Here is a 10,817-nt window from a genome sequence, read left to right as displayed (position 1 = left end):
CCCCCCCCGCCCCCCCCGCCCCCCCCCCCCCCCCCCGGGGGGGGGGGGCGCCCCCCCCCCCCCCCCCCCCCCACGGCCGTCACCCGCCGGCCGCTCGGTCGTTCGCGATCACCGATCTTTCACGGCCACCGGGCGGAGAAGGCGTCAGGGGTTTCAGGAGGCGGCGGTTCCGCGGTAGCCGACCGGGCCCTCGCCCCCGAGGGGGAGCAGGTACACGACCGACTATCTGACGGCCGCGCCGCACCCGGCCGTCACCGGGCGAAGTCGGGAGCGTCCGCCCCGAGAAGGCCCACCGGCCGCCGCGATCGTCCGCCACGCAGCCCGGGTCTTTGTGGTGTCAGAAACGACCGGGTGGGGTCCAGCCGGTGGGGCGAGCCGCATGGGATCGCGTCAGCCAGCCGGCGAGACGCGGGCGGTGTCCGCAGGCCGGCCCGCCGGCTGGTTGACGCACGGCGCCCGGTCGGCAAGCACGTGCGGCGTCGCGCTGAAGACAGCACCCGTGTCCACCGGCTGGCACGACAGGAAAACCGGTCCATCGGTTGTGGGCCGGCGGCGCCGGATCCCGGTGTATTGCCGGTCGAAAAGGACGCCGCCGCGACACGCCCGCCGGTTTTCGACAGAACTCGATCTTGAATCGAATAGATCTCCTGGTTATGTTCGGCCGCACCGCACGGTCGTCAGGTTTCGAAAGACGTCACCTGCTCCGGTGCGAGGGAACCGCTCCCGCCGTTCTCCGGAACGCTGGAGGCAACGGAGACGGACGGCCGCCACCGGCCGCCGTCTCAGGTATGTCGGAGACCACGGTCTGTCGATGCTTGGGAGAACTCATGTCAACGTTGAGTCGTGCGCGTCTGGAGAACCTCGCCGCCGAGTACATGGAGCGGGAGTTCGACCGGGTTCCCCGGATGCGTGAACTGCACGAAGGTACCTGGATCGAACGCGACTACTACGTCCGTCACATCGTGGAGACGGTGCTGCGCATCCGCCTCAACAACGAGGTCGACACCTACGCGCTGTTCCGCGTCGGCTCGAAGGACGACTCGCTCGCCGCGAACCTCGCGAAGTACCTCGCCGAGGAGTTCGGCCACGAACACATGTTCACCCGCGACCTCGTCCGGTTCGGTTTCCCCGTCGAGCAGCTCGACCGGACACCGGTCTTCCCGTCGACGAACAAGCTGATGGGTTTCCTCCGGCTGGCGGCGGACAAGGAGGGCCCGGCGCCGACGACGGTGTGGGACTGGTTCGTGGAGTGGTACTCCGACCGCTACAACCAGATCATCACCACCAGGGCGGCCGAGGAGTTCGGCGCGGACCTCGTCCGCGGGTCGCAGACCCACATCGAGTTCGACACGACCCACGACCACGACGACCTGATGTTCCGGGTGGTCAGCCGGGCGGTGGAGACCTGGAGCACCGCGGCCACCGCCGAGAGCTATCTCGACACCTTCGTCTCCCTCGTCGGCGACTACTTCGGTGAGCTCCACGCCGCGACGGTGCGGGACCGGGACCGCTCGTCCGCCCAGCTTGTGAGCTCCTGACATGTCCGGCTCACCGCTCGCCGACCGGCCGGCGACAGCAGCCTCGACAGCAACCTCGACAGCGACAGCGCAGACAGCCCGGCCGACGCAGACGCCGCCGACAGCGCTGCCGGCGGGCCAGGAGGGACCCGGGACCGTCGTCGTCCTGGAGCCGATGTCGTCGGGGGAGGCACTGGTGAAGGCGGCCACGGACCTGGGGTTCGAGGTCGTGGTCGCGTCGTTCGACGCCGAGGACCGGACCCTGTCACCGCCGGCCCGGCGTGCCGGCACCGTCGTCCGGGTCGACACCAACGACGACCGCGCGCTCGACGACGCCGTCCTCGCCGCGGTCGCCGGCCGGCGGGTGGCGGCGGTGCTGCCCGGGTTCGAGTTCTACGTCCCCGCCGCCGCCCGGCTCGCGGCCCGCCTGGGCCGGCCGGCGCTGCCTGTCCGGGCCGCCGAAGCCTGCCGCGACAAGGAACTCATGCGCGGCACCGTCGCCGCCGCGGGTCTGCGCGTGCCCCGCCACGCGGTGGCCGCGACCGCGGCGGACCTCGCCGCCGCCGCCGACCAGGTCGGCTTCCCGTGCGTGGTCAAACCGACCCGTTCCGCGGGCAGCGTGCACGTCACCCGGGCGGACACCCTGGCCGACCTGCGCGCCGCCCACCGCCGGATGGCCGATGACCCGCGCCGTGACCTGGGCCGGGCACTCGACGGCCGGGTCCTCGTCGAGGAGTACATCGCCGGACCGGAGGTCAGCGCCGAAGGCTACGTCACCGACGGGCGGAGCACCGTCGTGGCGGTGACCCGCAAGATGCTCGGACCGGAGCCGTTCTTCGTCGAGACCGGGCATCTCGTGCCCGCCGACCTCACCGCCCCGGCCCGCGCGAAGATCGACCGGTACGTCGCCACCGTCACCGCCGCTCTCGGCGTCACCACCGGGCCGTTCCACTGCGAGCTGCGCCTCGCCGGCGGCCGGGACCCGGTACTGATCGAGCTCGGCGCGCGGCTGCCCGGCGACCACATCGTCGACCTGGTCGAGGCGGTGACGGGGGTTTCGCTGCCGCGGGCCGCCGTCGCCCTCGCCGCCGGCCTCGACGCCGACGTGGCCGTGCGCGCCCCGCAGGCCAAGCATGCGGGCATCCGGTTCTTCACCGCCCCCGGGCTGGCCAGCTACTCGTCGGTCCGGGGCCTGGACGCGGTAGGGCGCGAGCCCGGCGTGTGGGACGTCGAGGTCGCGGTCGCGCCGGGTGAGTCGATCGCACCCGCGGAGGACTTCCGGTGCCGACTCGGCCACGTGCTCTTCGTCGCGGACTCCGCCGCCGAGGCGGAGCAGCGCTGGCACCACCTCGGCGAGCAGGTGCGCTTTGACTAGGCCCAACCCCGGGTCCAGCTCCGGGGCCGGATTCAGGCCCGGGGCCGGGCCCGGGCCCCGGGCGGGGCCCGACCAGATCCACCCGGGCACCCCGGTTCACCTGGTCCTCAACCGGTTCGGCGACGAGTTCGGCGACTACGCGCGCTACACCCCGCCGGGCTGCCGTCTGGTGCACATCACGACCCCCGGCGGTCTGGCGGCCGTCGACGGCAGCCGGTTCGGGCGTCCGGCGGACGCCGACGAGCCGCTGGAGATCGCCGTCGTGCCCGACACCCGGTTCGAGACCGTCCTACCGGTGGCGGAGGAGCTGGCGGCCCGGTGGGGCCCGTTCGCCGGCGTCGCCGGCCTGTCGGAGTACGACCTGACCACCGCCGCCCGTCTGCGCGAACACCTGGACGTCCCCGGTGCCCGGCCCGCCTTCGTCCACCGTTTCCGGGACAAGCCGACGATGAAGGCGATGGTCGCCGCCGCCGGACTCGCCGTCCCCCGGTTCGTCGAACTCACGTCGGCGACGGACGTCGATGTCGTCGTGGAACGACTCGTCCTGCCACTGATCCTCAAACCACGTTCGGGGGCGGCGTCGGTGGGCGTGGTGAAGGTGCGTTCCCTGCCCGAGCTGCACGCCGCCCTGCCGGCCGTCGAGGCGGCCGGGTTCGAGGCGGAGGAGTACGTCGACGGGCCGATCCTGCACGTCGACGGGGTCCGCCGCGGCGGACGGTTCCGTTTCGTGAGCGTGTCCGAGTACGTGCACACCTGCCTGGACTTCGCCGCGGGCGCGCCGCTGGGATCGGTCCTGCTCGACCCGGGACGGCGACGTGACCGTGTGGTCGCCTTCGCCGCCCGCTGCCTGGACGCGCTGGAACTGGCCGACGGCACGTTCCACCTCGAACTGATCGAACCGGCCGCGGGCGAACTCGTCTTCCTCGAGGTGGGTATGCGCTCCGGCGGCGCCGAGGTTCCGTTCCTGCACCGTGACCTGTTCGGCGTCGATCTCGTCGGTGAGGCGTTCCGCGCCGCGCTGGACCTGCCGCCCCTCGGACGTCTGCCGGCCGGCGGGCCGCTGGGCGGGGGGCCGGCGACCGGCCGCGTGGCGCCGTCCGGCGGGTGGCTGATCTTCCCGGAGCCGCGGCCCTGGCCGAGCCGCCTGGTCAGCGTCACATCGATGCGGCACCGGGTTCCCGAGATCGTCGCGGAGCGGATCCCGGTGCCGGGCCGGGTCTTCGACGGCACGGGCGGCTACGAGGACGTCGGCGGGAGCTTCCGGCTGCTGGGACCGGACGAGGCGACCGTCCGCGCCGCGATCCTCAGGATCATCGACGGCTTCCGGATCGTCACGGAACCCCTGGTACCGGCGGGACGGTCAGCGCCGCCGGCCACAGCCGAACCGGCGACTGCGACGGCGACGCCGGGGCTGTCGCCGTCCCGGCCCGTCGCCGCCACCGCCGGATGACGTGCGCGCCATGACACCGGACGACCCTGACGACGGGGGACGCGGGGGGCCGCTGCGGACCTACTTCGTGCTGCGCGCGGTGGGGGCGCTGGCGAACCAGCTGCTGCAGTTCGCCGTCCCCGTGCTGGTCTACGAGGCGACGGGAAGCGCGGCCTGGTCCGGGGCGGCGCTGTTCGTGGAATGGCTGCCCCGGCTGACCTCCCTGCCCCTGGCCGGCCCGCTGGTCGACCGTTTCTCGCTCCGGCGGGTCTATGTCGTCAGCGACGGGGTGCGGTGCGCGGCGGCCTGGCTCGTCGCGCTACTCGTCACGGTCGACCCGTCGGCGGCACGGACCGGCCTGATCGCGCTGGCCCTGATCGCCGGGGCGTCGTTCGAGCAGTCGTTCGTCGCCGGCGAGAAAGCCATGCTGGTGCTGGTCGTCCCGGCGGGGATGCAGCGGGCGCAGTCGCTGCTCGGCGGGATCGACCAGGCCATGCTGCTGGCCGGGCCGGCGGTGGGCGCGGCGCTCCTGCCGGCCGGCCCGGCTGTGACTGTCACGGTGATCGCCGCGCTGTTCACAGTCAGCCTGCTGCTGGCCCGCACCCTCCCGCGCACCGACCACCCCCCGGCGGGTGCGGCTGCGGATGTCGTCGGCGCCGCGGCCGCCCCCGCGACGACGCTGCGCCTCGCCGACCTGCGGTCCGATCTCGCCGCCGGCGTCCGGCGGGTCGTCGGCTCGCCGGTGCTGCGGCTCGTCGTGGCCGTCGCCTTCACGGTGAACCTGGCCCTCGGCCTGCTGCTGGCCAGCGGCCCCGCGCTCGTCCAGACCTCCCACGGGCGCAGCGGCAGCGCCCTGGGAGTCGTCTACCTGCTCGGCGGCCTCAGCTCGATGGCCGTCCTCGGGGTGACCAGCCGGGTGATCAACCGGATGGGGCTGGTCGCGGTCGGCGTCTCCTCAGCCCTGCTCTCCCTCGCCGCGTGCACGGTGCTGGGTGTGGCACCAGGATTCGGCTGGTTCGTGGTGCTGGCCGTCATCTTCCTGACGGCCGAGAGCGTCTTCACGGTGTTCATCCGCGTGGTGCGGGCCCGCCTGGTCCCGGAGGCGGAGTTCGGCCGGGTCGTCGGCGTGATCGTGCTGTTGAACCTGGCCTCGATGCCCCTGGCCGGTCTGCTGGTGGCCGCCGGTGCGGGGTTCCTGCCGCTTCCGTGGCTCGTCACCGCCAGCGGGGGCGTCGCGCTGGTCGTCGGCGCGGGCCTGCTGCGGCGGTTGTGGCAGCTCATGCCGCAGACCCGGACCTCGGACGCGGACGGTCCCTGGGTGGTCCACGCCCTCGAAACCGTCGACCTCCCACCCTGACCCCCTCTTGAGCTGATGCCCACCGACCAGCCCCCGGCCTCGCTCTCGGCCGTGCACCCCAGCGGGAGACCACGTGAGTACTCCGCGACCCCACACCGGTTTCCGGCCCCGTGCGGACATCGTCGAAAGCCGCCCTTCCGATACCCGGACCAGGCCCCGGCCGGCCGCCGCCCTCGCTGCCGTCGACGACCTCCCCGTCGCCGTCCCCGTCCGGTTCGTGGTCGGCTCGGCCCGGGATACCCCGCTGCGCATGGTTTTCCGGCCGGCCCGCCCGGAGGACCTGGTGGACGTCCACCGGATCTCCGACGCCCAGGCCGTCGAACCTTCCGCTGTCGTCCCTTCCGCCGTCGGACGGATTCCCGTCAGGCGCGGCCCTGGTGCCGTCGCCGACGCGGCGGAGTTCCACGTCCTGACAGTGGACGACGTGGTGGTGGCGACCGTGGGCCTGCGACCGCTGACCCCGGGGACGGCGGGGACGGCGGGGACGGCGGAGCTTCACGACCTCTGCGTGGCGCGCGACTGGCGGCGACGCGGATTCGGTCGGCTGCTGCTGGCCTGCGCCCTCACCCGGGCCGCGGCGGCCGGTTTCGACCAGGTCGTCCTGCTGCCCCGGACAGCAGCCGGATGGTTCCACCGCCACGGCTTCACCCCGGTGGGCCTCGACGTCCTCCCGGCCGACCGCCGGGCTTTCGTCGACGAGTCCCACGGCCCGCTTCTCCTCGGCCGCGGCAGCGAACCCGGCCACGCCGTGGACCTGCTGTCCCGGCTGTCGGACCTGCGGGTGACGTTCACCCGCTCGGGCCGGGAACTGCGCTGGGATCCGGCGGAGGACACGATTCTCCTGCTCGCAGACTCGGCCGGTGTCCCGCTCGACTCGATGTGCTGGAGCGGGGTGTGCGGCACCTGCCGGTCCACGCTGGTGTCCGGGACGGTCCACTACCTCTCGGAACCCACGTGCGACCTGGCCGAGGGGGAGATCCTCCCGTGCGTCACGGCCCCGGTCACCGACGTCGTCCTCGACGTCTGACCTGGTCGCTCGTCAGGAGAGGTGACCAGGAGAGGCGACACAGCGCGACCGTCAAGATCATCGGTCGAAGTGTGTGGCGGGGCGGGGCGGTCTCTGCTCAGGTTGTCGGATGCGACAGCGTTACGACGAGTTCGCTGACTGGTACGACGCTTATGCGACCCGGGGCGTGGGACTGCCGTTCGCCCGTGCCGCGGACCGCCTCCTGGCGAGGCTCCTTGGCCCTGGCCACGGCCGTCTGTGCCTTGACCTGGGCTGCGGCGGCGGTGCGCACGCCCCCGCGTTGACCGGCCTGGACTGGCAGCTGATCGGCGTCGACATCTCCGCGCCCCAGATCGACCTTGCCCGCCGCAAGGGCCTCGCCGCGGTGGTTGCCAGCGCCGAGCGGCTCCCACTCGGTGACCGGTCCGTCGACGCCGCCACCATGATCATGACGACCACTGACTTCGACGACCTGCCCCCGGTGTTCGCCGAGGCCCACCGCGTGCTGCGCCCCGGCGGACGCCTGGTGGTCGTCGGCGCGCATCCCTGCTTCGGCGGCGTCTTCGTCGAACGCGACAGCCAGGGCACCTGCACCGTCCACCCCGGCTACCGCCGCCACCGGCGCGTCGAGCGACATCCTCTGCTCGGTGACGGGATCCGCTCCCGGGTCGGGGTCGTCAACGTCCCGCTACCCGTGCTGCTGAACGCGTTGACGGGCGCGGGGCTCGTCCTCGGGGAGACCGCGGAAGACGACGGCGACCAGCCGATCCCGGAACTGCTCGGACTCGCAGCCGCCCGGCCAGGCCACTGACGACCCCGACCACCCGACCACCCGACCGCGCGACCACCCGACCACCCGACCGCGCGACCACCCGACCACCCGACCGCGCGACCGCGCGACCACCCGACCACCCGACCGCGCGACCACCCGACCACCCGACCGCGCGACCACCCGACCGCGCGACCACCCGACCGCGCGACCACCCGACCGCGCGACCACCCGACCGCGCGACCGCGCGCCGCACCATCCTCGACACCCGGCTGTTGTGTCGCGACCGGGTCGCTGGCCGGCCGCCCTCACTGTCGCCATCCCGACTTTCCGTGAGTGTTGCGTCACCCTCCGCGCCTCTGGTGAGATGCGGACGACAACAGTCAGGAGGGTGCGGTGGACGAGCAGGGTGCCGGTTCGGCGGAGGATCTCGCGGCGTACTTCCTCTCCGGGGAAGGCCTGCGCGATGTGGGGGAGCCCCCGCACAACCACGGCAACGGGCCTGGGGACGGCACGTCGACGAGCACGCGTGAGTTCGACTATCAGGGCCATCGGGTGAAGATCGAGACCACCTACCGGATCACGATCGACGGCAGGCCGCTCGCCGGCCACGTCGAGGTGCTGCCATCCGGAGCGGTCCACTACCACCGCTTCCCGCAGTACGCGCCCAGCTCCGCCGTCGACGTGGTGAAGACCGTCATCGACACCCTCTGGGAGAAACCACCCGTCCGCGACGAGCTCGCGGACACCGACGGACCCGGCCAGCCGAACCACGAGCACACCGGGCACCACGAGCACACCGGGCACACCGGAAGCGATCATGGAGACCACCGGTGACCGCCGTCCGGACCAACATTCTTCAGGACCCCACCGCGGCGCGGCGCTACCTCGCCGCGGCCGCCGACCTGAGCAGCGAGCTCACGTCGGTCACCGCGCGCTCGGCGGGCCAGGTCCTCGCCCGGGTGATCCCGGGGTTCCGTATGCGCGGCATCGAGCAGCCCCTGTCGGTGTGGGACCTGTTCGTCGTCTGGCACTGGGCCGCGATGCAGCTGGGAACGTCCTCCGATGCCGCGATGCGCAACCGGGCCCACGGCGGCCCGGTCTTCCTGCCCTGGCACCGGATGTACCTGCTCCGAATGGAGCAGCAGCTCCAACGCCACAGCGGCGACCCTGACGCCGGCCTGCCCTACTGGGACTGGGCGACCGACGGCGGCGATCTCCCGACCACCCGGCAGCGCACCCAGCGCCTGTGGAGCGACACGCTCCTGGGCAGGTCACGCGGCACCGTCACGGCCGGTCCGCTCGCCGCGCACCTCGTCCGCATCGAGGAACGCGACGACGGCATCTGGTCCATCCCGCCCCGGCCGGTCGAGCGCGCCGCCGGCACCCAGACCCCCACCCTTCCCCGGTCCTCCGACGTGCGGGCCGCGTTGGACAACGACGACTACGACAGCGCCCCCTGGGACGCCTCCCCCTCTCTCGTCACCCACCGCAACCTCGTCGAGGGCTGGGTGAACGGGCCGCAGCTCCACAACCGCGTGCACGTCTGGGTCGGCGGCGACATGCTGCCCGGCACCTCCCCGAACGACCCGGTCTTCTTCCTCAACCACTGCAACGTGGACCGCATCTGGGAGTCCTGGATGACCAGCCACGGACGGAGCTACGAGCCCGGGAACAACGAGCCGGGAGCCCCGGCCGGGCACCGGATCGACGACGCCATGATCGCTCTGCTCGACGCGTCGCTCACCCCGCGGCAGGTGCTCGATCCGGGCACCTGGTACTCCTACGACGTCCTGCCCTGACACCGGCCGCACCCCCGGCCACCGCAGCCGCCGGCCGGAAGTAGGTCGGCCACGTCGTCTCACCGGCGCCCGACATCCCGTGACTTGCTTCCAGTCCGTCAAATACGAACAATGCGGGCGGTGCGACGGTGGGGGGCCTGCCGCGCGCGGGCCACGGCGTCCTGACCGCCGGCACGGGCGTGGTGGGTGCCGGTACCCCGGTCGTCGGCGACCGGCCCCATCCCGCCTCCGCGCGCCCTGGTACGGCGGTCACCTCCTGCCGACCGCCGTACCGGGGGACGTCGCCATTGCCACGGACCTCACCTTCGACGACATCACCTGGCTCCGGGAGATCAGCCGGCTGCCCGTCGTCGTCAAGGGAATCCTGCGGGCCGACGACGCGCTGAGTGCCGTGCGGGCAGGGGCCCGCGCGGTCATTGTCAGCAACCACGGCGGTCGCCAGCTCGACGTCGCCATCCCCACGGCCACCGCCCTTCCCGGCATCGCCCGCGCCCTGGTGGGCACCGGCGCCGAGACCTACGTCGACGGCGGTATCCGCAGCGGCGTCCACGTGCTGGCGGCCCTCGCCCTCGGAGCCCGCGCGGTCCTGCTCGGCCGGCCCGCCCTGTGGGCGCTGGCCACCGCCGGGGCTGACAACGTGCACCGGCTGCTGAGCACCGTCACCGCCGAGCTGCGGCACGCCATGACCCTCGTCGGTGCCCGAAGCCCGGACGAGATCACCCCGGACCTGGCCGGGCTGGTCGACACCGCCGACGCTCAGCGACCGGGGTAACGGTCGACTCGACGGCACGATCTCCCATGGCGTCCCCCGACCCCAGCTGAGCCCCACAGCGCCGTCCACATTCCGGCTTGACCCGACTCGTCGCGGTTACGTCCACGCCGGAGATCGGGCTACCGCGGCCGTTCGACCGTGCGGGCGAGGATCCCCAGGGTGGCCCGCAGGCCGGCCTCCGGGATGACCGGGAAGACACCTTCCCGGTACTCGTCACCGATCGCGCTCCAGTCGTAGTACGACGTCACCAGCGTGCCGCCCTCGCTCGCTTCGAGGCGGTAGCCGTACCGGTGCCCGATAGGCGGCCAGTCTCTGACGGTGATCGTCCACTCGATCTCGGTGTTCGGAACGAACCCGGTGATCACGACGGTGACGTCGTACTTCCCCAGCGGGAAGTCGTTCAGGGACTCCCGGTCCATGTGGACGACGAACTCGTCGTCGATCCCGGTGACCGGATTGCCCTGCGCGGACTGGAGCATCCCGGAGCTGTCGATCGCGACGTGTCCGTGCGGATCGCACAGCACCGCGAAGATTCTCTCCGGCGATGCAGCGATCTGCCGCCGTACCTCGAATCGTTCGGTCTCCATCCCGCCAGTTTTGCAGGGGTCCAAGAGACGCGGGCGGGGAGTGCTTTACCACCCGATCGGACCAGCCGGGTTCCCGCCCTCCGGACCAGCCCGCACCCTGGGTGTCACGCACCGTTACCGGGGAAGGAAGGTGGTCGACAAAGGCGAGACACCGTTGCTGGATGCGGTGCCGCGACCATCCGAGAAATCTCACCGAGGCTCCG

Annotated in this window: 9 protein-coding genes and 1 pseudogene; 9 read left to right on the top strand and 1 reads right to left on the bottom strand. The window is 72.6% G+C overall.

Annotated elements, in window-relative coordinates:
• Nucleotides 1-827 precede the first annotated feature (827 nt).
• The 9 genes and pseudogenes from MXD62_RS37290 to MXD62_RS39985 all read left to right on the top strand — a co-directional run.
• The gene (locus tag MXD62_RS37290; protein WP_248834025.1) at nucleotides 828-1,538 is read left to right on the top strand and encodes a hypothetical protein; all 711 of its coding nucleotides are present in this window, start codon (nucleotides 828-830) and stop codon (nucleotides 1,536-1,538) included.
• Between the two features lies 1 nt (nucleotide 1,539).
• Entirely contained in the window at nucleotides 1,540-2,892 is a 1,353-nt protein-coding gene (locus MXD62_RS37285) for an ATP-grasp domain-containing protein (protein ID WP_248834024.1), read from the top strand.
• Entirely contained in the window at nucleotides 2,885-4,342 is a 1,458-nt protein-coding gene (locus MXD62_RS37280; protein WP_248834023.1) for a hypothetical protein, read from the top strand. The genes MXD62_RS37285 and MXD62_RS37280 overlap by 8 nt, the downstream gene beginning before the upstream one ends.
• A 10-nt stretch (nucleotides 4,343-4,352) precedes the next feature.
• Nucleotides 4,353-5,678: an MFS transporter gene (locus tag MXD62_RS37275; protein ID WP_248834022.1), complete on the top strand. Its 1,326-nt coding sequence runs from the start codon at nucleotides 4,353-4,355 to the stop codon at nucleotides 5,676-5,678.
• A 73-nt stretch (nucleotides 5,679-5,751) separates the two neighbouring features.
• Nucleotides 5,752-6,705 (top strand): GNAT family N-acetyltransferase, encoded by a 954-nt coding sequence (locus MXD62_RS37270; protein WP_248834021.1) that lies wholly within the window; start codon nucleotides 5,752-5,754, stop codon nucleotides 6,703-6,705.
• A 109-nt stretch (nucleotides 6,706-6,814) separates the two neighbouring features.
• Nucleotides 6,815-7,495, top strand: coding sequence for a class I SAM-dependent methyltransferase (locus MXD62_RS37265; RefSeq protein WP_248834020.1), 681 nt, complete (start codon nucleotides 6,815-6,817; stop codon nucleotides 7,493-7,495).
• A 354-nt stretch (nucleotides 7,496-7,849) separates the two neighbouring features.
• The gene (locus MXD62_RS37260; RefSeq protein WP_248834019.1) at nucleotides 7,850-8,290 is read left to right on the top strand and encodes a hypothetical protein; all 441 of its coding nucleotides are present in this window, start codon (nucleotides 7,850-7,852) and stop codon (nucleotides 8,288-8,290) included.
• Nucleotides 8,287-9,255: a tyrosinase family protein gene (locus tag MXD62_RS37255; protein WP_248834018.1), complete on the top strand. Its 969-nt coding sequence runs from the start codon at nucleotides 8,287-8,289 to the stop codon at nucleotides 9,253-9,255. Before MXD62_RS37260 ends, MXD62_RS37255 begins: the two co-directional genes overlap by 4 nt.
• Nucleotides 9,256-9,532: 277 nt before the next feature.
• A pseudogene (locus MXD62_RS39985) lies at nucleotides 9,533-10,027 on the top strand (alpha-hydroxy acid oxidase); the annotation flags it as partial.
• Nucleotides 10,028-10,146: 119 nt separating this feature from the next.
• Here MXD62_RS39985 and MXD62_RS37245 read toward each other — a convergent pair.
• The gene (locus tag MXD62_RS37245; protein WP_248834016.1) at nucleotides 10,147-10,614 is read right to left on the bottom strand and encodes an SRPBCC family protein; all 468 of its coding nucleotides are present in this window, start codon (nucleotides 10,612-10,614) and stop codon (nucleotides 10,147-10,149) included.
• Nucleotides 10,615-10,817 lie beyond the last annotated feature (203 nt).

Source organism: Frankia sp. Mgl5 (genome assembly GCF_023242985.1).
In the GTDB taxonomy this organism is placed as follows: domain Bacteria; phylum Actinomycetota; class Actinomycetes; order Frankiales; family Frankiaceae; genus Parafrankia; species Parafrankia soli.
This window is presented reverse-complemented; position numbering and strand designations above follow the sequence as displayed.

Excerpts from the sequence above, each read along its gene's own strand:
- MXD62_RS37265 (WP_248834020.1), top strand. The coding sequence starts at position 6,815 with ATGCGACAGCGTTACGACGAGTTCGCTGACTGGTACGACGCTTATGCG.
- MXD62_RS37245 (WP_248834016.1), bottom strand. The coding sequence starts at position 10,614 with ATGGAGACCGAACGATTCGAGGTACGGCGGCAGATCGCTGCATCGCCG.
- MXD62_RS37275 (WP_248834022.1), top strand. The coding sequence starts at position 4,353 with ATGACACCGGACGACCCTGACGACGGGGGACGCGGGGGGCCGCTGCGG.
- MXD62_RS37285 (WP_248834024.1), top strand. The coding sequence starts at position 1,540 with ATGTCCGGCTCACCGCTCGCCGACCGGCCGGCGACAGCAGCCTCGACA.
- MXD62_RS37290 (WP_248834025.1), top strand. The coding sequence starts at position 828 with ATGTCAACGTTGAGTCGTGCGCGTCTGGAGAACCTCGCCGCCGAGTAC.